Below are 26,161 nucleotides of genomic sequence, written 5' to 3' on the forward strand. Positions count from 1 at the left end.
CTATCCAAAGATGGAGAAAACTTCAAAAAATTATTGCACAACAACTTGAACAGAACCGTTTTCAACATTGAATAATTGATAGGAAATAGACAAATCATGTAAATGCTTTTGTACAGATTCATGGTCTAAAGTGGTAATGAAAACTTGACTACCAAGTTGGCTCAATCGCTCAATTAAACGTTGTTGTGCGGTTATATCTAATTCTGCTGTCACATCATCTAATAATACCACAGTTTCCTTATTAGACGCATGCAACATTGCGATCTGTGACAATTTTAAAGCCATGATTAATAATTTTTTTTGCCCCCGTGACAGTACGGCATCTGCATCTCCTGTTGGGGTTTTTAACTTTAAATCTGCACGGTGTGGACCATATTCTGTATAGCGTCTTTCGCAGTCTTTTTGATGATACAAAATCAAGTCTTCAGCCAAGCCATGTTCCACATGAAAGCCTGCTGCATACTCCATATGGATCTCGATATCTGGTAATAGTGTTTTAAGATCTTGCTGAAAAAATATCTGCCACTGTTCAACAATGGACTGACGTTGTAAATGTAATATTTCACCGTACTCACTAAGCATTTTGTTCCATGCTTCTAAATCTTGCAGCGTCAGATTACGTTTTGATTTTAATAAGCTGTTTCGTTGTTTTAAAGCTCTAGAATAAAATTGCCATGCATAATAAAAATCTGGTTCCACGTGAAACATTAACCAATCTAGCAATTGTCGTCTTGGTTTAGCTCCGTGATCAATAATATCTGTACTCAGAGGGTCAATAAGCTGTAATGGTAAAATTTTGGCTAGCTGTCCTTGCGTGGCAATACTATCCCCATTCACTTTAATATTTTGCTCACCTGTAATGAGCTTTTGCATACCAATCTTTTCAGTAGCAGACTGTGCAAATACAATCGCATCCTGCATTTGATTTTGAATGTAATGTTTAGGAATATGTGTACGAAAAGATCGACCAGTGGCCAATAAGTGAATTGCTTCTAATATAGACGTTTTTCCTGAACCATTTTGTCCATAAAAAACATTAAACGGTTGCAACTCTTGGAGTGCAACCGCTTTTAAATTTCTCACACGCTGGATATTTAAACGCGTAATGAACATGACCAGATTAAACTAAATCAAAAACAACATTAAACACGCATCGGCATGACGACATAGGTTTGATCTTGATGTGCTGGATCTTGAACCAATACAGATTGGTTTGCCTCAGTCATCGTCATTAATACATCATCACCATCCAGCACATTCAATACATCCAAAATGTATTGTGCGTTGAATGACATTTCCATAGGTGCATTATTGTATTGAATCGCAAGATCTTCAACTGCCTCATCTTGCTCAGGGTTATTGGCACGAAGTTGCAGTGAATCTGGATTGAAGTTTAAAAATACACCACGTAATTTTTCGTTACTCAGAATAGCAACTCGCTGTAATGATTGTTTGAAAATATCATGTGCAATCGTAACTGTTTTATCACCGCCACGAGGAATAACACGTCGATAATCAGGGAATTTACCATCAATTAATTTTGTAGTAATACGAACAGTAATATCACCCTGCTCTTTATCACGGCTTGGAATTGTCAAAGTAACATTCAGCAGTTCACGACCAATTAACAACGAGAGTTGATTATCTTCGATACTCAATAGACGCTGTAATTCACCGACCGCTTTACGAGGCACAATTGCTTGCACTAACTGCGAAGCATTCGAACTGGCCAATGTTTCACAAAGAGCAAGACGATGTCCATCTGTCGTCACTGCACGAAGCTGATTTTCATCAATTTCAAGTAAAGTACCTGTAAGATAAAAACGGACATCCTGAACAGCCATCGCAAAAGAGGTTTTTTCAAATAAACGTTTTAGTTCACGTTCAGTGACCTGAACTTGAGTCCCTTGACTATTTTCAGTCGTTAATAAAGGGTAATCCTCAGCAGATAATGTTCCTAATACAAAGCGGCTATTACCAGATTTCAAAATACAACGCTGGTCTTCTGTGATTTGTAAATCAATCAGTGCTGCTGTCGGTAAAGATTTACAGATATCCATCAATTTACGTGCGGGTACTGTGGTTTGACCTGCTTGTAAACATGCTCCCTCTAAAAGCGTTGTACTCGCAACAAGTTCAACTTCAAGATCGGAACCTGTAATCGTCAGTGCATCTTGAGTAACCTGAACTTTGACGTTTGAAAGAATATTTAACGTATGGCGACGTTCTACAGCACCTACAACATGAGACAAAACATTGAGTAAGCTTTCTTTCGCGATCTTCAAACGCACGATGGATTTCCTCTAAAAACAGTATATCGACGACAGACTAAAACACTTTTAATCATGTACTATGCGGCAGAATATGCCGCATTGCAAGAATAGAATTTAAACAGGTTTAGCTTTGTAATAAGCGCATTAAATTTTTGTAATCTTCATTAAAGATGGGATCTTCAGCACACAAACTCTGCACTTTTTCACAGGCATGCATGACTGTACTGTGATCACGACCACCAAATGCCATGCCAATTTCAGGAAAACTGTCGCCCGTTAATTCCCTCGCAAGCCCCATTGCTAATTGACGTGGTCGAGCATAAATACGAGTTCGTTTAGGTCCAACCAACTCTTTCAATGGGATACGAAAATATTCACTGACTACACGCTGAATATTTTCGGTGCTAATAGTACGAGCACGAATCGCAAGAACATCTTTCAGTGATTCTCGCACCACATCTAAGTCGATTGGTGTCCCTTTAAAACGAGAAATCGCGACGACTTTATTTAATGCACCCTCAAGTTCACGTACGTTTGCCACAACTTGCTGTGCAATAAAGAGCGCACAGTTACGAGGCAAATCGATACCATTACTTTCAGCTTTTTTAAGTAAAATCTCAATTCGAGTTTCAATATCAGGCGGTTCTACCCCTACCGATAATCCCCATGAAAAGCGAGATACCAAACGAGGATCTAACTCGGTCAACTCTTTAGGATAGCGATCTGAGGTCAAAATAATTTGTTTAGATTCATCTAATAAGGCATTAAACGTGTAAAAAAACTCAACTAAGCTGGCTTCTTTACCTGCAAGTAAATGGATATCATCCACTAAAAGTAAGTCCAGTGAACGGCAATTTTTTTTAAATTCTTCGACTTTACCTTGTTGAAGTGAACTCACAAAATCCTGAACAAAACTTTCAGCAGTCATGTACATCACACGAGCATTTGGTTTAGCTTGTAATAAAGCATTACCCACTGCTTGCATCAAGTGGGTCTTACCTAAACCAGTCGGACCGTATAAAAATAACGGGTTATGTTGAGGTTCGCCTAACTGAGTTAACACTTTACGGCAGGTTTCTGCCGCCATCTGATTTGAACGCCCTTCGACGAACAATGCAAAATTAAACAGCGGATTTAATAATCGTTTTTTTGATGTTTTTGCATTTTGCTGCTCATTGCTTTCTTTTTTTGCTCTGACTACAGGTGCTGCTACTGAAGACTCAAGCGCTGCAATTGTTGTCGCAGGTTGCTCTGAAGCAGATAAAATCGCGCCTGGTCGTGAGTCGACTAAAATTTCAACTTTACAAACACGTCCTTCAGACATTTGTTCTGCAAGAATGCTAATTAATTCTAAATGATGTTCTTGAATATAGCGTGTCCAGTAAGGATTAGGTGCATAAAGCTTTAAAACACCATCTACCTCTTCGGCAACCAATGGACGTATCCACATTGCAAAGACATTATCTGAGAGCTCTTGTCGCAAGCGATTTAAGCAGTCTGTCCACAGCATGTGAAACCCCTCATTCCATTTAAATTTAAAAACAACCCCATGAGATTGGGGAGGCAATCATACCCAAGTTATCCACATATGTCATGAGTAATTTTGAACTTTAACCACAAATAATCAAATTTAAAAGTCTAAATTTAAATTTAAAATAGGGTGTGGATAAGGTTTTCCACAAACTGTGGATAAATAAAAACGATAACTTATCCACAATCTATAAAAAATATGAAAACATAGTTATCAACAACCTAAGTATATATATTTTAAAAAAAATAATGCCTTATCCATAGAAAATCACAACCCTAATAGTAATAAATTTAAATTTATAAATTTGAATTTATTTAATAAGATTCGGTTTTCTGTGGATAATCGTTCCTTGTGTTTAAATTTAAATTCAAATTTAAAAATCAACCATAATTAAATTTCATCTTGTGTATAAGTTTATGGATATTTCTGTGGTTAACTTAAATACTATAATAAAAACATATATTTATTTTGTGTATAAATAGATTATTTAACAAATTTGTATCTTTCTCAGACTTAAGCAACTTCCATCAAAAGTGTTACACATTACTGTTTAATATTGACAGAACAAACAATGCACAATACAATCGCGAACCTTTATAGAACACCAACTTTGGAGTTTCGATATGAAACGTACTTTCCAACCATCTGAATTAAAGCGTAAACGCGTTCATGGTTTCCGTGCTCGTATGGCGACTAAAGCTGGCCGTCAAGTATTAGCTCGTCGTCGTGCAAAAGGTCGTCACAGCTTAACTGTTTAATACCAGTTTAGTTTATCGACGATTTGGGTGTTATGACACTTTATAGTTTCAGTCCAGAGGTGAGAATCCGCTGTGCTGCAGATTACAAAGGTGTATTTGATGGTGCGCTTTTTAAAGTGCATCAACCCCATTTCTTATTTTTGGCTTCACCAACTAAACAGCCTAAAAGCCGTTTAGGTATTGTTGTTGCTAAAAAGAAAGTGCGCCGTGCACATGAAAGAAATCGAATAAAACGTATTGCTCGCGAAAGTTTTCGCTTAAATCAGCAAGATATAGATTTGTTGGATATTGTGGTCATGCCTAAGGTAGGTATTGAGTCGATTCCGAATGCTGAATTGCATAAGCAATTACAATTTGCATGGCAGAAGCTACAGCGTCTTGTAAAAAAACATCATAAAATATCAGTTCCCTCTCCTCAAAGTTAGAGGTGGCCAATGGTCCGTATATTGCATTGGTTGATTCGTTTCTATCAAATTGCGATTAGTCCGCTCCTTGGACCTCGTTGCCGTTATTTCCCAACTTGTTCTCAATACTCGTTAGAAGCTATTCATATACATGGCCCGATTAAAGGTGTCTGGTATGCAACGCGACGGATTTGTCGTTGCCATCCGTGGGGTGGAAGTGGATATGATCCTGTTCCCAAAAAAGCAATTCGTTTTATTTCATTTCAGCAAATAGATTCTCAAATGACTCACGTTACTGTACCCTTGCGTGAGCGTTTATTGAACCAAAAATCACTCTAACCAATTGGGGTAATCGATATGCAACAATGGGCCAGGTTTGCAATTCTCGGGGCCATGTTTGTCACCGCATATTTGCTTATTCTTGCTTGGCAAAAAGACTATGGTCAAACTGAAACAACTGCTGCGACAGCACCTGCTGCCGTCGTTGCCCAAGATGTTTCTGCTGATCTGCCAACGAGCCAAACGACAGCGGGTTTAACTGATATACCGCAAGCAAATATTGCAGCTGAACAACAAGACACAACTACACCTGCAACAGCAAATCAACAATTAGTTGCTGTTCAAACTGATTTATATCATCTTTGGATTAACCCTAAAGGTGGGGACATTGTCCGTGTTGAACTACTCAATCATGATAAAAGTAAAAATAGTGAACAACCGTTCGTTATGCTTGAAAATGATGAGAAACGTACTTATGTCGCTCAATCAGGTTTAATTGGTTTAAATGGACCTGACAGTAGCCGTAGTGGACGTCCAACATTTGAGTTTGAAAAGTCGACTTATACTTTAGCTGATGCTCAAGCAACCACCAATAAAGATGGTGAAGCTGAGAAAGTGTTAAAAGTACCAATGGTATTAAAAACGGCTGATGGTGTTGAAATCATCAAAACGTTCACTTTCCAAGAAGGTGCATATCCAGTTAACGTAAGTTATCAAGTGATTAACCGTAGTCAGCAAAACTGGCAAGGTCAAATGTTTGGTCAGATCAAACGTGACAACTCTGAAGATCCAGGTAAAACTGATCAAGGAATCTTTACACTGGGCACTTATTTAGGTGGTGCTTGGGGTACACCTAATGAACACTATAACAAATTAAAATTTGATAATTTTAATGAAGAAAAGTTAAGTGTTGAGGCTCAAGGTGGTTGGGTTGCAATGGTTCAGCATTACTTTGTAAGTGCTTGGGTACCTGGTAACTTCGGTAACCAGCCGTATTCTGCAAAAATGGAGTCACGTAAATCTGCTGATGGTATGAATATCATTGGCTTTACTTCGCCTACCATTAATGTGCCAGCTGGCAAAACAATGACTGTTGATGCAACATTCTACTCAGGTCCAAAAATTCAATCTGAATTAAAAGACTTGGCAACTGGTTTAAATCAAACGGTTGATTATGGTTGGTTATGGCCAATTGCGAAATTGCTATTTTTAGGTTTGCAATTCTTCCATGGCATTGTTGGAAACTGGGGTTGGTCAATTATTCTATTGACAATTCTTGTGAAACTTATTCTTTGGCCTCTTTCATCTAAGAGCTATCGCTCTATGGCAAAAATGCGTGTGATTGCACCAGAAATGCAACGCATGAAAGAAGAGTTCGGCGAAGACCGTATGCGTTTCTCACAAGAAATGATGGCACTTTATAAGCGTGAACAAGTCAATCCATTATCTGGTTGTTTACCTTTACTTCTTCAAATGCCAATTTTCTTGGCTTTATATTGGGTGCTCATGGAGTCTGTTGAGTTACGCCACGCTCCTTGGTTAGGTTGGATTCAAGATTTATCTGCAATGGACCCATGGTTTATCCTACCATTGTTGATGGGTGTGACGATGTATGTTCAACAAATGTTGAACCCACAGCCGACAGATCCAATGCAAGCAAAAGTCTTTAAGTTTATGCCGATTATTTTCACGGTATTCTTATTGTTCTTCCCTGCTGGACTTGTGCTTTACTGGATTGTCAACAACTTGATCACGATTCTTCAGCAAGGTCTGATCAATAAGAGTGTTGAGAAAGCTCGCTTAGCAAAAGAAGATACAGCATCTACGAACTAAGTTTTGTTAGTAGCTGAATCGATCCGCTTAAGGTGATATCCTTAGGCGGATTTTTTTTGCCTTGCTTTGAGATCATTTCAATGACGAACCTACAACATCAAACCACTATTGCTGCGATTGCAACACCGCCAGGTCGTGGAGGTGTAGGTGTAATTCGACTGTCTGGTCCTAAGGCATATGCCATAGCAGAGGCTTTAACTGGTAAGGCACTCGGTCCTGCTCGTTATGCTGCATTTCGTCAATTTCTTGATGCGAATGGGCAAGTCATGGATGAGGGTTTGGTGATTTGTTTTCCAAATCCGAATTCTTTTACGGGTGAAGATGTAGTTGAGTTACAAGGTCATGGTGGACCGGTGATTCAAAATACATTATTGGGTCGACTGTTAGAGTTAGGCGCAATTGCAGCAAAAGCGGGTGAGTTTTCAATGCGCGCTTTTGAAAATGGAAAAATGGATTTAGTCCAAGCAGAAGCAATCGCTGATTTAATTGATGCTACTTCACAAGCAGCAGCTCGTTCTGCAGTACGTTCATTGCAAGGCGCATTTTCTTCTAAAGTAAATACAGTATTAGAAAAACTCATTCACTTACGATTACATGTTGAGGCGGCGATTGATTTTCCTGAAGAGGAAATTGATTTTCTTGCAGATGGAAAAATTTTAGCGTTATTGGAAGATGTGCAAGCATCAGTGGGTGCAGTACAACAATCAGCACGCCAAGGTCAACTTCTGCGTGAAGGTTTACAAGTGGTGATTGCAGGGAAACCCAATGCAGGTAAATCGAGTTTATTGAATGCATTGGCTGGTGTTGAGCGCGCGATTGTAACGGACATTGCAGGTACAACGCGTGATGTACTACATGAGAAAATAAGCCTAAATGGTTTGCCAATTACCCTGACGGATACAGCAGGTCTGCGTGAAACGGGAGATATTGTTGAGAAGGAAGGTATTCGTCGAGCGATTAAGGAAATAGAAAATGCTGATCTTCTTCTCTTGGTTTACGATTTGAGTCAAGGTGAAGATCCGATGCATTTGGCAGATACCTACTTTGCTAATTATATCGATCCTAAACGCTTAATTTTAATCGCTAACAAATGTGATTTAGTAGATAGTGAAGCCAAAGTTGCTGATCTCAAAGGCTTTAGACACATTACGGTCTCAGCCAAGCAAGAAATGGGAGTTCAATCGCTTGTAGATGCGATTACAGCACATGCAGGCTTTCAGCCTGAAGAAGATACCTTTATTGCAAGAACACGCCACCTAGACGCAATGAAGCGCACTCAATCTTATCTTGCGGAAGCTCGTGAACAACTTGTTGTTTACCATGCAGGAGAGCTTGTCGCAGAATCGTTACGTCTCGCACAGAATGCATTAGGTGAAATTACTGGTGATTTTAGTGCGGATGATTTACTCGGAAAAATCTTTGGCTCTTTCTGTATCGGGAAGTAAACGAGTTTTTATCTGTGGTTTAAAAAGCCCAGTAATGGGCTTTTTGGTTAATTGGCTAAAGGTAACTTGCTTGGCTTAACCCTCATCTGCTTTATGAATAAAACAATCAGTAAGATTGAAATTGCAATACAGAACCAAATCACTGCATTTGTAAGCCCAAAATGGTCAGCTAAATATCCTACTGCTAGGATGGGTAGAATCGTTCCGAGATAGCCGATAAAGAGATAAGTAGACATGACGGCGGCTCGATTGTGAGGTGTGGTCATGTGATGAATAAGTCCGAAAGCCCCAAGTAAAGCTAAGCCATGTCCAATCCCAAACAGACCATCGCTTAGGAAAAATAACCAGCTAATTTTAAACTCCATACAGAGGAATAAAGCGATCACGCTCATGAAGCAAGTCATGATACCGAGTAATAGGCTGGATTGCGGTTTGATTGATCTTGAAAAAAATTGTGTCGCAGCTGAAATCAGTAAAATGACAGTAATGGCAGAACCACTAATCAGTGGACCGTGCCAAGGCAAAATGTCTTTAACAAATGAAGGAGATAGTGAGGCGTATAAACTAAATCCTGCAAAAACAGCAAATGCAGTCAAGCTCAGTATAAAAAATTGAGTGCGATCATGTGATTGTGGTGTTAATAATTTGGGAGCAAAATTAAATTTTTGCACATCAAAAGGTATAGGTTTGAGTGTAAATAGACTAAAGAAGCAAAATATTGAACCTATCACAATGGGTACATAAGGTATTACCAAAGGATATGCAAAGAATTCAGCAAAAAATCCCCCAAATAAAGGACCTAACCCAAATCCAACAGCAGTAATGATTGAGCTTAATTGTGGTGCAATTTGTTTATGGGAAGTTGGAACAGTTTGAATAAGCCCAATAAGAGCAGATGTTGTCATCAATCCAGATGCGATACCAATGATAAATCTTCCCCATGAGAGAGACATGACATCGCTCGCAAAGATAGACATTAACAAGCCAATGGTGATAAAAATGAGCCCAAGTTGCATAGTTTTTACATAACCAATGGTATTACTGGTTCTGCCCAAAAACAGTAAGGTGGTCAGGCACCCTAGCATGTAGGAAACGAAAATAAAGGTGATATCGCTCGGGTTTAACCCCCATAATTCTTGGTAAATTGGATAAAGTGGGCTAGCAAGCGCTGTTCCAATGGTGCCGATACAGAGTGCGATACTTACGAGAATAAAATCTCGCCACGATTGGTTTTCATTCATTATTTGTCTTATAGAACAGCAGTGCTGATACGAAGATTCATTAGTCTATGTCGACTGTTAAGCATGAGTCAATTATCTTCAATCAGTTAAAATTCAACTGTCAGATTTGGTTTCACGTGAAACAATTTATGAGGTTTAAAATTACATAAAAACTGATCTTTGTAGAAAGTAGAAGATTAGAATAAGCAATAATATCCATCAAACATATGCTCAACTTATGTATAAAAAAATTTTAATCAGTGCTTTACTTGCACTGTCTACAAGTTCTAGTTTTGCGAATATTGAATTGCTTCAGCAAAAAATTAAAACGCAGCACCCAAAATTGAATATTCAAAATTTACAAAAAACTGAGATGAAAGGTCTCTATAGCGGATCTTTAGACAATCAGATTATTTATATTGATGAAGATGCTAAGCATTTATTCTTTGGATCAATGATTCGTATCGAAGATCAAAAAAATCTAACACGTGATTTGGTGCTGAAACATAATTCAGTCGACTTTAAACAACTTCCACTTCAAGATGCCATTAAGACTGTAAGGGGGAATGGTAAGCGTCAGCTCGCGATCTTTTCTGACCCAAATTGTCCATATTGTAAGACGCTTGAAAATAATTTAAGCCAGTTAAAAGATGTGACAATTTATACGTTTATGTATCCAATTAAATCTCAATCGATCCAGCCCTCTAAACAAGTTTGGTGCTCCGCAAACCGTGAGTTTGCATGGAATGCCCTTTTACAAAAGAATCAACAACCAACAGCCCAAGCTGATTGTTCAAACCCTATTGAAAGAAATTTGGAACTTGGACGTCGTCTAGGTGTTCAAGGAACGCCAGCAATTATTTTTGAAAATGGATTTAAGGTAACAGGCGCTTATCCAGCTTCAGAAATTGAAAAAATTTGGAAAGAGCTGAACTTATAAAATCTAGTTCATAGAAATGAAAAAAAGCACCTTAACAAGGTGCTTTTTTTCGTTAAGATTTTTTGGTAACGAGGTTATAAATAAACAGAACGATAATTGCACCTATGACTGAAGCAATAAAACCTGCCGATGAACCTTCGGGATAAATATTAAGAAGGCGTCCACCATATGTAGCAAGTAATGAACCAGCAATACCTAATAACGTCGTGACGATGAAGCCTGCTTTATCGTCACCAGGATGAATTGCGCGAGCAATTAAACCTGCTATAAAACCGATAAGAATAGCTCCAATAAGTGAAAACATATTTGTTCTCCTTTTTATCATGAATTTTTATTGTGTCGCTCAAATATAGTTGATTATGTATCGATGTTTGAAAAGAAGAATCACGCTACATGTTGTTGTTATTTTGTTGTTTATAAAAAAAGTGGCATATGCCACTTTCTTAAAAAAAATTACAGACCGATTTCACCAATGAATGGAATGTGACGGTATTTTTGATCGTAATCTAGTCCATAACCTACGATAAATTTATCTTCAACTTCAAATCCTAGAAACTCTACTTCCAAGTCGATTTCTCTTCGAGAAGGCTTACTGATCAGCGTGCAAAGTTTGATAGAGTTTGGCTCACGAGTTTCAAGGATTTCTACCACTTTACTCAGCGTATTACCTGAATCGATGATGTCCTCTACGACAAGAACATCTTTACCACGAATTTCACCATCAAGGTCTTTTAGAATTTTAACATCACGACTAGAAGTCGTTCCACTGCCGTAACTTGAAACTGTCATAAAGTCGAGTTCGTGTGGTTTTTCAATTGTGCGGCATAGGTCTGCCATGAAAATCACTGAACCGCGAAGTAAGCCTACAAGAACCAACTCTCGATCACTATTTGCATAGTGAGCATTAATTTGATTACCAAGTTCATTAACTTTCGCTTGAATTTCTTCAGCGGAAATCAACACTTTCATGTCAATGGTCATGGGTAGATACCTAAAACAACAATTCTAAAATTAAAAAAGGTGTTGACCTGCAACACCTGAAATATGCTTCGATTTTAAAACATATCCCAGAATGTTGCACCCTTTTTAAAAAAACGAAATGTAAACTAATGGTTTATTAATGCGCATCGCGTTTTAGTACGACAGCACAAACTAAGAATACAGCACCAATCAACACATATTTTTTAATTGGGTGTTGTGGTTGAGTCTGAGCATTAGGATGCTGATTGTTGATATGCTTTTTGTCCATAAATATAAGTCGCCTCAATATTTCGATCATCACCCATGGTAAACAATGCGAAAAGTGCATCTTCAATATTTTTAGCGCGTTGTTGTCTTAATGTTTGTAATGCAGTTGCATTCAAATTTAATACAACAAAATCCGCTTCTTTTCCAATATTAAAGTTACCAAGTTTATCCTCGAGCGCTAATGCTTTTGCTCCACCTAGGGTCGCATGATAAAGCGATTCAAATGCAGATAATTTGTCGCCTTGGAGTTGCTGAACTTTATAGGCTTCATTCAACGTTTGAAGCTGATTAAATGAAGTCCCCGCACCGATGTCAGTGCCAAGACCGACTTTGACTTGTTTATCCCAGGTTTTTTTCAAGGGAAACAATCCACTTCCTAGAAAGAGGTTTGAAGTCGGGCAGAAGGCGATTGCAGAATTTGTTTGATGCATGCAATCCCATTCATGCTCTTCTAAATGAACGCAGTGAGCAAAAACAGATTTATTGCCTGTTAATCCATAGTGGTGATACACATCTAAATAGCCATTTTGCTCAGGAAAAAGCTCTTTCACCCAAGCGATTTCATTGGTGTTTTCACTCAAATGAGTATGAATATATACATCAGGATATTCAGTTTTTAACTGCCCTGCTCTTTTTAATTGTTCTGGTGTAGAGGTAGGCGCAAAGCGAGGCGTAATGGCATAAAGGTTTCGACCTTTACCATGCCATTTCTCAATCAATTCTTTGCTATCTGTATAAGCATTTTCAGCGGTGTCTGTCAGTGCTTCAGGTGCATGACGATCCATCAATACTTTGCCTGCAATCAAACGCATCTGGTATTGTTCTGCCGCTTCAAATAGTGCATCAACAGATTCTTTATGAACTGTACAAAAAACCAATGCAGTCGTTGTGCCATTTTTCAGCAGCTCATTGACAAAAAAGTGTGCAATTTGGTCTGCATAAGCTTTGTCTTGAAATTGGATTTCTGTAGGAAAGGTATAAGTGTTCAGCCATTCGAGTAATTGTTCGCCATACGCACCTACCATTTCGGTTTGAGGAAAGTGAATATGCGTATCGATAAAACCAGGAACAATCAGTTGATCTGGGTAATGCTCAACTTGAATAGAGGATTCAAGCTGATGGAGCTGTTGTTGCCCATCTTCCCAACGACCAAACCATTGAATTTTACCCGCTTGAGTAATCAATAAACCATCTTCTACGTAACGCACTTGGTCGTGAATTTCACGCGCTTGGGCAACCGTATTCTGAATATCTAGGAAGCGACCGCGAATCGCCGTCGATGCAACTACAGAAGACATTTAAAACCTACACTTTTAATTTTTTCGGTTGATTGTAACTGATCTATCTTAATTAAACTGTATATCGTTTGCTGAGCCCCCACTCTGCGAGAATACGACGATAAGTAGTCGAAGATCGATCAGCTTCAAAATGCGCTTCCATCATTAAATCAAGCGGTAATTCCTCAGGTTTTTGCGATTCTACGATATCTTGGTCTTCGGCAAAAATTTGGGCATTAAAATCATAGACTGCTTGTAAATCTCCAGTCTGATCAAAATTACGCGTCAAAGGAACAAATAATCTGGTTTGATGGACTGATACAGGACAACACGCATTCAAGATTTTTAAAATCCCATTGTCTGGAAAATCTACAGTTAATATCGCTGAAAATGGTGGGTAAATATCAAAAGTCCTTTTCCATTCAAAACCTTCTGGTTCTAGGTGTTTCAAAGCATGCGGGTAATTACTGACACCACTAATATAAATTGTTTTTAAGCCATAGTCTGTTCTCTCAGTATGGTATTTCGGTACAACTGGGTTGTTTCGATCTGCAAAAGCTTCGTGATGCACCCATGCAAAGTGAGCTACATCAATGAATCCTTCGAGTTGACGACCTGCTGAGCCTGCAATATCAACATATGGAGGTAAAATAGACTGATGATCAGGATGATCCCAAGTGTCAAGTTGGGGAATATTATTGTGTTGAAAATCACGTCCATGCAAGCTAGTCCAGACCAGTCCATATCTCAAAATTACTGGAAATTGGGTTAAACTAAAACGGTCAGATATCTTAGTTAAATCAGGTTGAGCAGGAATTTTTGTACACTTCCCTGCAAGGTCGAATCTTAGACCGTGATATCGGCAAATAATTTCTTCACCCTCTACCCATCCTTTACTTAGAGGTACACCACGATGAGGGCAGATATCACGCACTAATCGAATTTCCCCATTGTCAGTTTGGTAAATCGCCATTTTTACATCAAGTAAAGTGACCTGATGTGGTGTGGTTGAAACATCTTGAATACGAGCCACTGGATACCAATATTGCGCGAGAATTTCCCAATCTTGTAAGTCGAAACTACATTGGCAAGGTGCACTGAGTGGATTTAATGCGGGAATCATATTCATCGTCATTTCCTAAAAAAAGAGCTCCGAAGAGCTGCGCTAAATTTACTGAGCTTTTTTCTTTGGAGATGATGCAAGATCTTTGCCAACCGTCTCTTAACATTTAAAATTGGAGAGCTGAGTGGAAATATTAAATTCTAATCAAAATATATAAAGTGAATTCACCCATGGACTTATATGAGAAGTTAAGCCATTTAATACGATCTAATGTAGATATCTATGAACTTTTACAGTGTTTACGGCAGATTGATAGTGCGGCCTATTTTAGTGCGGGCTTGATTCGAAATTGGATCTGGTCTTATTTACATAATCAAAATTATTCCATTTTTGAAACTGAAATTGATGTCATTTATTTTGATCCTTCAGAAAAAATGGATGAGAGACGAAATTATTTAAAGGGTGCACTTCAACATAGATATCCTAATATTCATTGGGACATTACAAATCAAGCTCTGGTACATCATTGGTACAGAACTGATGAAGGTGCTCAAATTGATCCATATACTTCAGTACATCATGCTATGAGTTTTTGGCCAGAAACGGCAACCGCAATCGCCATCAAATTAATGGAGAATAATCATATTGAAATCCTCGCACCTTTGGGGCTTGAAGATTTATTTACTTTAAAATTAAGGTGGAATGATCGTTTGGTTTCACGTGGAGTCTTTGAACATAGGCTTAAGTCAAAATGTTTTTTGGAACGATGGCCTAAGTTAAGCATTGTGAATTAGATGGCTCATCTAAGGATATAAATAAAGCCTTCAGATGAAGGCTTTATTGAATTCAACAAAGTTTGACCTTATAAGGTCATTTGATGATGTTTTTTACTATAACGGATTGAAAGCCATGCAGTAATTGAAAGGACAATCACGATAAAACTTAATGAAATCCAAATTGGCATATGAAATACGTCAAGCATAAGCATTTTGAAACCGATAAAAATTAAAATAGCCCCAAGTCCATAAGGTAAATAATGCATTTTTGAAGCGGCTCCAGACAGTAAGAAAAACATAGCCCGTAGACCGAGGATAGCCATCAAGTTAGCTGTAAGGACGATAAAAGGATCAGTGGTGACCGCAAAAATCGCTGGAATAGAATCGACTGCAAAAATAACATCAGATGCCTCGACTAAAATTAGCACTAAAAATAATGGGGTTGCCCATAGAACGCCATTTTGCCTTACGAAAAACTTATTTCCTTCCAACTGTGGAGTAATTCGCATGTGTTTACGTAGCCATTTCAGAATGGCCATATCTTCAATATTTGGATCATCCTCTTGTCCTTTAAGGAATTTAAATCCAGTGTATACAAGGAAAGCACCGAAGATATAGAGGATCCACGAAAATTCCTGAACGAACCACGCACCGATAAAAATAAAAATTGTTCTGAGAATAATAGCGCCCAATACACCATAAAGGAGTAATTGACGTTGAAGTGCAGGAGGTATAGCGAATGCAGCAAAAATCATTAGCCACACAAAGACGTTATCAATTGCGAGTGACTTTTCCAGTAAATAGCCGGCAAAATATTCCATAACTTTCGTATTGGCTACGTTTATACCAGCGGTATTTTCTAGATATAGCCATAGTCCACCACCAAAAAGTGTTGCGACAGTGACCCATGCAATACTCCAATAAGCAGCAGTTTTAACTTTAACTTCTTGACCTTCTTTTTGTTTAAAACCTAGAAAGTCAATTAAGAGCATAATCGTGACGATGCCAAAAAAAATGACATAAAGCCAAATATTGCCTATGGTTTCCATAGTGATCTCCAATACTGGCAATTGATTTTGGCATAAAAAAACCTCGACCAGTTGCCAGATAATAATTCTGAAACAACATGATCAAGGTCTTGCCTACACCATTTTGATTATGCATTTTAGATAATCGAAATGATGCTCAGATACCGACTTCTTTCAAAGTGTAATGACGATATTCTGACACAGTATTTAAGTACTGTTGGAGGAGGCTACTCCCCTTGTTCAAATTTGATAATAAATTACGTTGAAATCGTTTCATTTGATTTCGAGTGCACAAAGGATGACACACTTATAAGTTGTGTGCAAATTATTTAAATGGGTTATTAAATTTGTCTTTAAAAATTGAAATTAATAAGATTATTGCAATGATGATCAATACTACAATTGATATTAAATAGATATCCATTTCATTTACTCATTAATGTTTTAACAATAATAATACATTTATATTTTAAAAAAATAACATTTAATGATTATGACTGACAATCTATATTTTTGTTTTTTATAATATTTCTTTTTTTAAAATAAATTAAAGTTTTGAATTTGTAATTGATAGACAAGTTTGTCCCATTTTTTCATAGTGTTATGTAAATATGTCGTTCTAATCTATATTTAATAACGAATGATAGGATAATGATAATGTTAGAAATTAAACATCAAGAAAATGGATCAAAAGGTGAGTTTTTTATTGGTGAAGATGGCCATCATTTAGCTGAAATGACTTATTCATGGGCAGGTGAAGATAAATTTATTATTGATCATACTTGGGTTGATGATTCATTAAGAGGGCAAAACGTGGGACGTCAACTTGTTGACCGTGCGGTGGAATTAGCTCGTCAAAAGAATGTTAAAATCCTACCGCTTTGTCCATTTGCTAAATCTGTTTTCAACAAAGATGAAGCAATCCATGATGTTCTGTTTAAATAAAATCATACAGTGAGCGGTCATATGCAGTTTGAACATATCGATAGTGTGAAAGGCGGTGAGTTTTATCTCACGGACGCAGATCAATCAAGAATTGCAGAAATCAGCTATCGTTACCAAACTCCACAGATCATTATAGCTGATCATACTTGGGTCGATGATCGTTTACGTGGACAAGGAACTGCAAAGTTATTGTTAGATCGACTTGTAGAATTTGCTCGTACAGAAAAATTAAAAATTGTTCCAACTTGCTCTTATGTGGTTGTCATGTTTAAGCGTTTTCATAATGAATATCATGACGTTATAGCTTAAATATAAAAAAGCCCGCAGAGCGGGCTTTTTTTATTTATTCTTTTGCTTTGAGTGCTTGAATGAGTTTTTGATGCAAACCACCAAATCCACCGTTTGACATGATCACAACGGCATCCCCCTCGCCTGCTTCATTCACGACATTTCGGATGATCTCTTCTAAAGTACGCGCTACCACAGCTTTATTTGGAGCAGCTTCAACAACAGGTTGTAGATCCCAATCTAAACCCTCAGGTTGATACCAAATCACTTCATCTGCCAATCGAGCAGAATATGCTAAACCATCTTTGTGGCTTCCCATTCGCATCGTATTTGAGCGCGGCTCAATAATAGCCCATAGTTTACGTTCGCCTAGTCGTTTACGAGCACCATCCAGTGTTGTGTCAATTGCTGTTGGGTGATGAGCAAAATCATCGAAAACTTCAATACCTCGAATGTTATCGAGGAGCTCCATACGGCGTTTTACACCATCAAAATTCGATAATGCTTCGCATGCAGTTTCAATGGAAACACCTACATGCTCTGCAGCTGCAATGGTTGCTAAAGCATTTGCAACGGAGTGTTGACCTGTCATCGACCATTGGACTGTACCTTTTACTTCGCCGTCTTTTAAGACTTGGAAATGAGTACCATCTGCAGAAAGTTGGTTTGCAGAGATAGTTGCTTGATCATGAGATTCAAGCGATGTACGGACGATCGGTGTCCAACAGCCTTGTGACAAAACTTCATCAATATTTGATTCAGTGATTGGTGCGATGATACGGCCTTCACTTGGAATAGTACGAACCAAATGATGAAATTGTTTTTGAATGGCAGCGAGATCATCAAAGATATCTGCATGATCAAATTCAAGATTATTCAGAATAGCTGTCTTTGGATGGTAATGAACAAATTTAGATCGTTTATCAAAGAAGGCAGAGTCGTATTCATCTGCTTCTACACAGAAATATTGACCTCCGCCTAGACGAGCACTTTCTTTAAATCCAAGTGGTACACCACCAATTAAAAAGCCCGGTTCCAAGCCCGCTTGATCTAATACCCAAGCTAACATCGTGGTAGTGGTTGTTTTTCCGTGTGTACCAGCAACCCCTAATACATGTTTACCTTGTAGCACATGGTCGGCAAGGAACTGTGGTCCAGAGATATAGGGTAAACCCTGATTTAGCATGTATTCAACGGCGTCAATTCCACGTTTCATGGCATTACCAACGATCACTAAATCTGGGTGTGGTTGCAAATGACTACGGTCATAACCTTGCATTAAGGTAATACCCGCATTTTCAAGTTGTGTCGACATAGGTGGATACACATTTTGGTCCGAGCCTGTCACTGTGTGCCCTAGGTCTCGAGCTAACAGTGCTAACGATCCCATAAAGGTGCCACAGATTCCCAAAATATGCAGATGCATGATGATTTACTCCACTACTCTTTTCGACACAAACATCTTTTTGGTGCTGTTGTCATGTGTTATTTGATTTGATGTCAACGATAACAAGGGTCTTGGTGAAAAGATAGTGATTATTAGAAGGCATTCCGTAAAATTTTGCAGAAATAAATTTTTAAACTTATGAGCTAAAATATATGAATATTTTTAATCTAGTATGATGAAACGAAATGATTTAATCGTAGAATAACGCGGACGATTTAACTTGAGATTTAAATGATTTATTTACCTTTATTGCTTCTGATTTTAGCAAATTGCTTTATGACTTTGGCGTGGTATGGTCATTTAAAATTTTTGCCGCATGATGCCCCTTTATGGCAAGCCATTCTATTTAGTTGGATCATTGCATTATTCGAATACAGCTTAATGATTCCTGCAACCAAGATGCTGGCTCAAAATGGCTGGGCTGTGGGACAAATGAAAATCACTCAGGAAGTCGTTACGCTATTGGTATTTGTTCCTTTCATGATTTTCATGTTTAAACAGCCTTTCAAATTAGATTATGTATGGGCTGCACTTTGCTTATGTGGTTGTGTCTATTTTGTATTTAGAACACCATGATTCAAAAGGATGAAGATTAACTAAAGTTATTTTCATATTCCCGAACTAATCTTTGACGATCAGGTTCAAAATCAAAATGTTTTAAGCAGCGTGCCAAGATTTCATGTGCCATTTCATGAGCAGCTTCCCGTAGTTCCGGTTCTGATACATTTTTTTCAATCATGGATAAGCATTTAATTATTCTTTGATTTAATTCGATATTACTTATACAGTCCCGTGCCATCGGTGCAAAGCTACTGCTAATAAACTCACGAATATCAAACATATCGACACTGATATTCGAGAAATTAAAAGTTTTCTGTTCTGGATCTGGCTGACTATCAATAATAATCCGCGTTAAGGCATTGATCGCACTAATTGCTGAACCCACATCATTAATTGCAGCTGACATCGCTTTTTGTCCAACCTCGCTCATGACCAATAAACCAAATCTTGGGTCTTGTAAAAAGCTACGGTTCGTTTCGATAATTACGTATTCATGAATTTGTTGTTCTAAATTTTTTAATTCTTCATCATCTATTAGATTTTCTGCAAAGACTTCAATCAGAACCAGTGATGGGTCTACAAATTTCCCAGGAAGAAAAGCAAGATGAATATGTGCATTGTGAGTTTGAGCAAGAAGATTTAAGGACTCAATATCAAAATGAGTAAAATAACCTGTCTGTTTTGGGTGTATTTTGAGTTGGCTTTCGCCCAATGGTTTTTGTCCAGAAGCGCCAAAGTTGGGGTGTGTACGGAATGTACTTAAAGCTTGAGATGCTGCTGTTTCAATTTTAGAAATAGCATTGGTTAATGTGCCAAGCTGAGACAATGTTTGTACCCAGCGAATTAATGTCACAATCAAATAAATGAGAACCAAAATGGTACTTACGAATAAGACAAATCGACCCGAAACGCCATAATATTGTAAACCTAAAGCGATTTTTGCGATGACGGCATAGATAAATGCGGAAATAAAACTGGTAATTGCGAGACGAGTATTATCATCATTCATCATCAGCTTATAAGCACGTGGCGTACCACTCGATGAAGCTGAAGCAAATGCGGCAACCATAATCGAAAGTGAAAATGTAGTGACCGCCAGCATACTCGAAGCAATGATATCCAGTAGGCTACTTAGTGTTTCAATACTGATATTTGGAACCGCGTGTGATGGAATAAAATAACGACTTGCAGTTGCAAATAAAGAGAAAAAAATCGCTAATAAAGCTCCAAGTGCTGGTGTAAACCATAAATTTTCTGCAGGGTTATTCCACCATAATTTCAGTTTAAACCACATGCTATATTCTCCTTTTTATTTTTTAATTTGAATGGTTTAGTTCAGTTTAATCCAAATTCAATTTCAATTTATCTTGAATGAGCCAGATGTTTAAGGTGGATGAGGCAGAACAATGACCAATCATAAAATTCATTTTTATGTCTATTAACAAGTATATATTTTTAATCCTTATTTTATCAGCTTAACTTTAGACCTATTCATTTTCAGTCTATAATAGTGAGTTCTTATTAAAGCTTGGCTCTCGTCGAGATTTATCTCTCTTACTTTAATCTCTGGAAACATTGCAATGAATGCGGCCGCTTCACAAGACACTCCTCTCGTTGGAATTATCATGGGCTCTCAGTCAGACTGGGCGACACTCGAACACACTGCCAATATGTTGAATCAGCTTGGTGTACCCTTTGAAGCGGAAGTTGTTTCAGCACACCGTACGCCAGATCGTTTGTTTGAATATGCTGAGCAAGCTCGTGATCGTGGTATCCAAGTGATTATTGCGGGTGCTGGTGGTGCAGCGCATTTACCGGGTATGTGCGCAGCGAAGACTGATCTTCCTGTTCTAGGTGTGCCGGTTAAATCTTCGATCTTGAATGGTGTTGATTCATTGCTTTCCATTGTACAAATGCCAGCAGGTATTGCTGTCGGTACATTGGCAATTGGTCCTGCAGGTGCGACCAATGCTGCGATTATGGCGGCACAAATTTTAGGTTTAACTCGCCCAGATATTGCAAAGAATGTAGCCGATTTTCGTTTAGCGCAAACTGAGAAAGTTGCGAGTAAAAATATTCCTGGTCAAGCTTAATTCGAGAGAAATCTTATGGATAAAACCATCGGTATTTTTGGTGGCGGTCAATTGGGTCGAATGATGGCGCAGGCGGCACTTCCATTAAATATTCAATGTACTTTTTTTGAAGCAAGTACAGACTGCCCTTCTGCTGCTTTGGGTCCAGTGATCTCAACTCAAGCTAAAAATGGCTTACAGGATTTCATTAATAGTGCAGAAGTCTTTTCTTTAGAATTTGAAAATACGCCATTGTCAGATGTAGATGTATTAACTGAAACCAAGCAACTGCATCCCCCGCGTCAGGCTTTAGCGATTGCTCAGCATCGCTTGTCTGAAAAAGCGTTATTTGATGAGTTAGATATTCCAGTAGCACCTTACAAAGCGGTGACATCACTAGCGAGTTTACAAAACGCGGTCGCTGAACTTGGTCTTCCAATCGTACTAAAAACTTCACGTGGTGGTTATGATGGTAAAGGTCAGTTTGTCTTACGCACTGAGGATCAAATTGATCAAGCATGGGCGGAACTTGGTCCTGCGGGTGAATTGATTGCTGAAAGTTTTGTGACTTTCTCACGTGAAGTGTCAATCATTGCAGTACGTGGTCAGAATGGTGATGTGAAAACATGGCCATTGGCTGAGAACCACCATCACAATGGTATCTTATCGCACTCGATTGTCCCTGCACCGAACAGTGTAGATCTACAACCTGTAGCACAAGATTACATCACTCGCTTGCTTAACCATTTGAACTATGTCGGTGTGCTGACGCTTGAGCTATTTGTGACGGACAAAGGCTTATATGCTAATGAGATGGCGCCACGTGTACACAACTCAGGTCATTGGTCGATTGAGGGTGCTGTGTGCTCTCAGTTTGAAAACCATATCCGTGCTGTTGCAGGCTTACCTTTGGGTTCAACTGAGATGATTCGTCCAACGGTATTGGTGAACATTATTGGTCAGCATCCAAAGACTGAAGATGTGTTGGCTTTAGAGGGTGCACATTTGCACCTTTATAACAAGTCAGAACGTGAAGGTCGTAAAATTGGTCATATTACCTTAATGCCAATCGATAGCTCAGAATTGACTACACTCTGTCGCCAATTGTCGAAAATTTTACCAAACCCATTAGCATTAAGTGAAGATATGACCATCTAGACTTTAAGTTGGTGATAAAAAAAGCGATCACACGAGTGGTCGCTTTTTTATTTATCTTGTTTAAGGCATGATTGCGCCTCTTTAAAAATCACTTGCCATTGGTCGGATGAAATTTTAAAAAAATTGCATAATAATTATACTATTAGTTCTGATTAGAATACATATTTTGAACTGTGTATAAATTTGATTATGGCTTATGTGAGCCATCTTAACTTTGAATTCAAAGTAGGTTTAAATTCAAAATAATAGGCTTGCAGGATATTTTGAATTCAAAGTTACTATTGAGGTTTGAATTCAAAAATGTATTTAAAGATTTATATCTAAATTCTTATCTATTGAGTAAATTAAATTATTTTAATATTTATAATTTTCAATTATTTAGGTTGATTTGTGGTTTTGGGTGACTGTGGATAAGTTTTTTGAATTTAAATGTTGTGTGGCGGTTTAAATTTAAATTCAATAACAAATGAATTTAAAACTAGATTGTGGATAAGTTTTTAAATTTAAATTTTCAAAATAAATTTAAAAAAGTAGAAAGTATGAATTTAAATTTACGATTCGATGCTTTAATTTTTAGAGTGAGCTGTTAAGGTAAAGACATAATTCCAACATTTTAGAATTACAGGGTCTTATGCAACGGCTTGCACTCACGATAGGTTCATTTATTTTAGCGATGTCTCAAACTCATGCTGAGTTGATTATTAATGGTCAGTCTGTGACAGCCTCGCCATCCATGACGCCAACTGTGTCATCCGCTCCTAATTTTCAGCAATGCATCTCGAATTTAAAATCACAAGCGATCACTAGAGGGGTTAGCTCGGCGACGTATTATCGTTACACGCAGAATTTAACTCCTGACTATTCTGTGATTGAACGTTTAAATTATCAGCCTGAATTTTCGACGCCAATTTGGGATTATTTGTCAGGTTTAGTTGATGATGAACGTGTTCAATTGGGGCAACAGAAACTTCAACAGCATCGAGAAACACTTGACCGTGTAAGTGTGGCTTATGGCATTCCAGCTGAAATGGTGGTTGCAGTTTGGGGAGTTGAGAGTAACTATGGTGATATTTCTGGACGCTATCCATTGCTTCAAGCTTTGGGAACTTTAAGCTGTGAGGGGCGCCGTCAATCGTATTTTAGAGGTGAATTTTTTACCACCATGAAACTTTTACAGCGTGGTGATGTTCGGGAAGAACAATTGAGAGGATCGTGGGCAGGGGCTTTTGGTCATACTCAGTTTATGCCTTCAACCTATGATGAGCTTGCTGTAGATTTTGATGGTGATGGACGACGTGATCTAGTCTCGAGTATTCCAGATGCTTTGGCTTCAACAGCAAATTTTTTGAAGAAAAGAGGATGGCAAACTGGTCAACCTTGGGGATTTGAAGTGCAGATTCCTGCAGGAATGTCAGTTGTAGGTGAGGGGCGACGTAATAAGAAAGCATTGTCTTATTGGGTCAATCAAGGATTGAATAGAGTGGATGGCTCCCCTTTAATTCAGGGTAATCTTTCTGCATCTTCTCAAGCTGGGTTGCTTGCGCCTGCTGGCAGTGCTGGGCCGGTCTTTCTAGTATTTAAAAATTTTGATGCTATATATAGTTATAACGCAGCAGAAAGTTATGCGTTGGCAATCGCACATTTATCAGATCGATTGCAAGGAAAAGCTAAAATTGCAAAAGCTTGGCCGACTGATGATCCTGGTACATCAAGAGCAGAACGCCGAGAAATTCAACGCTATTTAATCCGGCGCGGTTACGATATTGGTGCGATTGATGGTTTAATTGGGGATAAAACTCGACAGGCAATTCGTCAAGAGCAAACCCGATTGGGCTTAAATCCTACAGGTCGAGCGGGACAGCAGATATTGAGTGCATTTAGAAATGAGCAGGCTCAGCTGATGATGCAATAAATAGGTTCTCGGATTAAAAAAGGTCAACATAGGTTGACCTTTTTTTGTGATGATGTTTCTAAATAATAGAGCGATCGATTTTAACAGCATCGAGTAAGTCAAAAATGACTAAGGTTACATCTTGACTTAATTCTCGATCGTTAAAAATTTCATAAGCTGTAATGGTGACATCTGTATCGCTTGGAAGCTGGCGTTGTTCCTCTTCAATTAAATCTTGAATAGGTAATAATGTTTGCTTAATTTGAATATGTAAGACGTCTTCGAATTTAATGTTCTCATCATCGAGTTCGATGAGTTGTTTATTGAAATATGGCAGTAAAATTGAGTAGAGATAAGGTTGAAGCTCGACAATATCAAATATTTCAATATCACGAGTTTCCTCGATCGTGCTGATATGATCATTTACCTCAAGAATAATATGATAATAACTCACGTCTCTCTCCTCTGATTAATTTTAAAATACCTTAACACGAATTCAAAACTATTCAATTAAATCCGTAATTTAATTATGGGATTGAACTGTGGCGCTGATTTTATCGACTTTTTAGCAGTTCGAGGTCGGCAGTAGTCAATTTAAAATTGGAGAAATTCTGCTTTTCTAGAATTGGATACATTAAGGCATTGGGGTCATTAGTATGCTGAAGACCTAATGCATGACCTAATTCGTGAGCTAATGTGATTCGAAGTTCATCTATAGATTGAAATTCATAAATATTGATTTCACGACCATTAAACTCGCCTTTGTGGAACATTTTGGCTTGAAAAACTTGGTTAAACTCATTAATAGCTTTACGTTGTTGGTGTTGGGATTGGTTGAATTTTTCAACTTTATCGTTGAGTTCTGTTCGTAAGATGTTAAATCGTTCAATATTGCTTTCAATCCCAAGCTTCTGCTGTGTGAGCCGTGTCTTAGAGTTATTGATCTGCTGAAGTTGTGAATCTGTAATAGATGTGTTTAAGACATTAATGTGGTGGACGAAATTATTATGTTGATCTAGATCATTACTATAGTTGTGTTGCTGCTGTTCAATTTGCTGTTTTAAAAATTCAAGTTGTTGTGATTCTTGCTCTAGCTGTAATCTCATTTGGTCGGCTAATGATTTGCTATTTTCAAATTGCTTTAGCGTATGCTTTCTATAATTGGATTCATTTTGACGTTCATCAAAAATGAGATTAATTGTAAGACGAGCATTGGGGTCGTAAACGAAATACTTTTGTTGAGTTTGATTTTCCCAGATATTCGCTGCCTCTTGAGTTATTTGGCGTAATGCCTCTGTATCAAGTTGAAATCTTGGGTCAATAAACCCAATACGATATCTTAGGCGTTGATCAATGGGGTGTTGAAGCCGATCTAAAGTTGAATTGTGATTTAATTGAGGATGAATAAAACGTTGTACAGCAAAATATGCAACGCATAAAAAGGAAAAGATCAGAATAATGGAGCGCATCATGCGAGCAATTCAACTTAATTTTTATTCAATGTAGCCTAAAAAAACATTTTGGAAAATAAAACATCAAAATATATGAGCTCCAGTGTGTATAAAAATGAAAATTATTCGTAAAATTTAAATGAATGATGAAAATAAATATGAATAATGATTAAAAAACGAGTGAAAATTCATGTTTTTCATCTTTTTAGTCGAAAAAAGCAACACCCGTTTAAAATAAGTGAAATAAGGGGTTGCAAGGGAGGAAAAAATCTA

The 26,161-nt window shown here is 37.9% G+C and carries 26 protein-coding genes and 1 pseudogene; 13 read left to right on the forward strand and 14 right to left on the reverse strand.

The window, feature by feature from the left end:
* Window positions 1-30: 30 nt before the first annotated feature.
* The 3 genes from recF to dnaA all read right to left on the reverse strand — a co-directional run bounded on the left by recF (window position 31) and on the right by dnaA (window position 3,783).
* Complete coding sequence (gene recF, locus AC1M9K_RS13995) at window positions 31-1,113, reverse strand: DNA replication/repair protein RecF (protein ID WP_481589591.1); 1,083 nt, start codon at window positions 1,111-1,113, stop codon at window positions 31-33.
* A 29-nt stretch (window positions 1,114-1,142) separates the two neighbouring features.
* Window positions 1,143-2,291, reverse strand: a complete 1,149-nt coding sequence (gene dnaN, locus AC1M9K_RS14000; protein WP_180028822.1) for a DNA polymerase III subunit beta — start codon at window positions 2,289-2,291, stop codon at window positions 1,143-1,145.
* A gap of 106 nt (window positions 2,292-2,397) precedes the next feature.
* Window positions 2,398-3,783, reverse strand: a complete 1,386-nt coding sequence (gene dnaA / locus AC1M9K_RS14005) for a chromosomal replication initiator protein DnaA (protein WP_481589592.1) — start codon at window positions 3,781-3,783, stop codon at window positions 2,398-2,400.
* A gap of 644 nt (window positions 3,784-4,427) precedes the next feature.
* Here dnaA and rpmH point away from each other — a divergent pair.
* The 5 genes and pseudogenes from rpmH to mnmE all read left to right on the forward strand — a co-directional run bounded on the left by rpmH (window position 4,428) and on the right by mnmE (window position 8,523).
* Window positions 4,428-4,562 (forward strand): 50S ribosomal protein L34, encoded by a 135-nt coding sequence (gene rpmH / locus AC1M9K_RS14010; RefSeq protein WP_000831329.1) that lies wholly within the window; start codon window positions 4,428-4,430, stop codon window positions 4,560-4,562.
* A 32-nt stretch (window positions 4,563-4,594) separates the two neighbouring features.
* Complete coding sequence (gene rnpA, locus AC1M9K_RS14015) at window positions 4,595-4,987, forward strand: ribonuclease P protein component (protein WP_481589593.1); 393 nt, start codon at window positions 4,595-4,597, stop codon at window positions 4,985-4,987.
* 9 nt (window positions 4,988-4,996) lie between these two features.
* Window positions 4,997-5,318: pseudogene (yidD, locus tag AC1M9K_RS14020) on the forward strand (membrane protein insertion efficiency factor YidD).
* 5 nt (window positions 5,319-5,323) lie between these two features.
* Window positions 5,324-7,078, forward strand: a complete 1,755-nt coding sequence (gene yidC, locus AC1M9K_RS14025) for a membrane protein insertase YidC (protein ID WP_481589594.1) — start codon at window positions 5,324-5,326, stop codon at window positions 7,076-7,078.
* 80 nt (window positions 7,079-7,158) lie between these two features.
* A complete protein-coding gene (gene mnmE, locus AC1M9K_RS14030; protein ID WP_481589595.1) occupies window positions 7,159-8,523 on the forward strand; it encodes a tRNA uridine-5-carboxymethylaminomethyl(34) synthesis GTPase MnmE in 1,365 nt (454 codons plus the stop codon).
* A gap of 47 nt (window positions 8,524-8,570) precedes the next feature.
* Here mnmE and AC1M9K_RS14035 read toward each other — a convergent pair whose 3' ends face one another.
* Entirely contained in the window at window positions 8,571-9,764 is a 1,194-nt protein-coding gene (locus tag AC1M9K_RS14035) for an MFS transporter (protein WP_481589596.1), read from the reverse strand.
* A 217-nt stretch (window positions 9,765-9,981) separates the two neighbouring features.
* On the opposite strand from AC1M9K_RS14035, the gene AC1M9K_RS14040 reads away from it, so the two are divergent.
* Window positions 9,982-10,683, forward strand: a complete 702-nt coding sequence (locus AC1M9K_RS14040) for a DsbC family protein (protein ID WP_481589597.1) — start codon at window positions 9,982-9,984, stop codon at window positions 10,681-10,683.
* A 52-nt stretch (window positions 10,684-10,735) separates the two neighbouring features.
* On the opposite strand, the gene AC1M9K_RS14045 is transcribed toward AC1M9K_RS14040, so the two are convergent.
* The 5 genes from AC1M9K_RS14045 to AC1M9K_RS14065 all read right to left on the reverse strand — a co-directional run bounded on the left by AC1M9K_RS14045 (window position 10,736) and on the right by AC1M9K_RS14065 (window position 14,337).
* Window positions 10,736-10,987, reverse strand: a complete 252-nt coding sequence (locus AC1M9K_RS14045; protein WP_035268591.1) for a GlsB/YeaQ/YmgE family stress response membrane protein — start codon at window positions 10,985-10,987, stop codon at window positions 10,736-10,738.
* A gap of 149 nt (window positions 10,988-11,136) precedes the next feature.
* Window positions 11,137-11,664 (reverse strand): hypoxanthine phosphoribosyltransferase, encoded by a 528-nt coding sequence (gene hpt, locus AC1M9K_RS14050; protein WP_035268589.1) that lies wholly within the window; start codon window positions 11,662-11,664, stop codon window positions 11,137-11,139.
* A gap of 136 nt (window positions 11,665-11,800) precedes the next feature.
* Entirely contained in the window at window positions 11,801-11,932 is a 132-nt protein-coding gene (locus tag AC1M9K_RS14055; RefSeq protein ID WP_257219949.1) for a hypothetical protein, read from the reverse strand.
* A complete protein-coding gene (guaD, locus tag AC1M9K_RS14060) occupies window positions 11,898-13,229 on the reverse strand; it encodes a guanine deaminase (protein WP_481589598.1) in 1,332 nt (443 codons plus the stop codon). Before guaD ends, AC1M9K_RS14055 begins: the two co-directional genes overlap by 35 nt.
* 52 nt (window positions 13,230-13,281) lie before the next feature.
* On the reverse strand, window positions 13,282-14,337 hold the full coding sequence (locus tag AC1M9K_RS14065; RefSeq protein WP_481589599.1) for a Rieske 2Fe-2S domain-containing protein: 1,056 nt from the start codon (window positions 14,335-14,337) through the stop codon (window positions 13,282-13,284).
* Window positions 14,338-14,501: 164 nt separating this feature from the next.
* On the opposite strand from AC1M9K_RS14065, the gene AC1M9K_RS14070 reads away from it, so the two are divergent.
* Window positions 14,502-15,065 carry a nucleotidyltransferase family protein gene (locus AC1M9K_RS14070; protein WP_092768731.1) on the forward strand — a complete coding sequence of 188 codons (564 nt, stop codon included), beginning with the start codon at window positions 14,502-14,504 and terminating at the stop codon, window positions 15,063-15,065.
* 68 nt (window positions 15,066-15,133) lie between these two features.
* Here AC1M9K_RS14070 and AC1M9K_RS14075 read toward each other — a convergent pair whose 3' ends face one another.
* Window positions 15,134-16,096, reverse strand: a complete 963-nt coding sequence (locus tag AC1M9K_RS14075; RefSeq protein WP_035268580.1) for a TerC family protein — start codon at window positions 16,094-16,096, stop codon at window positions 15,134-15,136.
* Between the two features lie 636 nt (window positions 16,097-16,732).
* Here AC1M9K_RS14075 and AC1M9K_RS14080 point away from each other — a divergent pair.
* Both AC1M9K_RS14080 and AC1M9K_RS14085 read left to right on the forward strand, forming a co-directional pair.
* A complete protein-coding gene (locus AC1M9K_RS14080) occupies window positions 16,733-17,020 on the forward strand; it encodes a GNAT family N-acetyltransferase (RefSeq protein WP_035268578.1) in 288 nt (95 codons plus the stop codon).
* A gap of 21 nt (window positions 17,021-17,041) precedes the next feature.
* Window positions 17,042-17,329: a GNAT family N-acetyltransferase gene (locus AC1M9K_RS14085; protein ID WP_035268576.1), complete on the forward strand. Its 288-nt coding sequence runs from the start codon at window positions 17,042-17,044 to the stop codon at window positions 17,327-17,329.
* 34 nt (window positions 17,330-17,363) lie between these two features.
* Here the strand turns inward: AC1M9K_RS14085 and mpl are convergent, their stop codons facing one another.
* Window positions 17,364-18,734, reverse strand: coding sequence for a UDP-N-acetylmuramate:L-alanyl-gamma-D-glutamyl-meso-diaminopimelate ligase (gene mpl, locus AC1M9K_RS14090; protein ID WP_481589600.1), 1,371 nt, complete (start codon window positions 18,732-18,734; stop codon window positions 17,364-17,366).
* A gap of 252 nt (window positions 18,735-18,986) precedes the next feature.
* Here mpl and AC1M9K_RS14095 point away from each other — a divergent pair, with 252 nt between their 5' ends.
* A complete protein-coding gene (locus AC1M9K_RS14095; protein WP_035270328.1) occupies window positions 18,987-19,331 on the forward strand; it encodes a DMT family protein in 345 nt (114 codons plus the stop codon).
* 16 nt (window positions 19,332-19,347) lie between these two features.
* On the opposite strand, the gene AC1M9K_RS14100 is transcribed toward AC1M9K_RS14095, so the two are convergent.
* Window positions 19,348-20,610 (reverse strand): DUF2254 domain-containing protein, encoded by a 1,263-nt coding sequence (locus AC1M9K_RS14100; protein ID WP_481589601.1) that lies wholly within the window; start codon window positions 20,608-20,610, stop codon window positions 19,348-19,350.
* Window positions 20,611-20,896: 286 nt separating this feature from the next.
* Here AC1M9K_RS14100 and purE point away from each other — a divergent pair, with 286 nt between their 5' ends.
* The 3 genes from purE to AC1M9K_RS14115 all read left to right on the forward strand — a co-directional run bounded on the left by purE (window position 20,897) and on the right by AC1M9K_RS14115 (window position 24,458).
* On the forward strand, window positions 20,897-21,409 hold the full coding sequence (purE, locus tag AC1M9K_RS14105; protein WP_035270333.1) for a 5-(carboxyamino)imidazole ribonucleotide mutase: 513 nt from the start codon (window positions 20,897-20,899) through the stop codon (window positions 21,407-21,409).
* Window positions 21,410-21,424: 15 nt separating this feature from the next.
* A complete protein-coding gene (locus AC1M9K_RS14110; protein WP_481589602.1) occupies window positions 21,425-22,546 on the forward strand; it encodes a 5-(carboxyamino)imidazole ribonucleotide synthase in 1,122 nt (373 codons plus the stop codon).
* Window positions 22,547-23,177: 631 nt separating this feature from the next.
* Window positions 23,178-24,458 carry a lytic murein transglycosylase gene (locus tag AC1M9K_RS14115; RefSeq protein WP_481589603.1) on the forward strand — a complete coding sequence of 427 codons (1,281 nt, stop codon included), beginning with the start codon at window positions 23,178-23,180 and terminating at the stop codon, window positions 24,456-24,458.
* A 58-nt stretch (window positions 24,459-24,516) separates the two neighbouring features.
* Here AC1M9K_RS14115 and AC1M9K_RS14120 read toward each other — a convergent pair whose 3' ends face one another.
* Window positions 24,517-24,891 (reverse strand): hypothetical protein, encoded by a 375-nt coding sequence (locus AC1M9K_RS14120; RefSeq protein WP_035270344.1) that lies wholly within the window; start codon window positions 24,889-24,891, stop codon window positions 24,517-24,519.
* A gap of 100 nt (window positions 24,892-24,991) precedes the next feature.
* A complete protein-coding gene (locus AC1M9K_RS14125) occupies window positions 24,992-25,909 on the reverse strand; it encodes a matrixin family metalloprotease (protein WP_481589604.1) in 918 nt (305 codons plus the stop codon).
* Window positions 25,910-26,161 lie beyond the last annotated feature (252 nt).

Source organism: Acinetobacter sp. 24-47-67 (genome assembly GCF_056779735.1).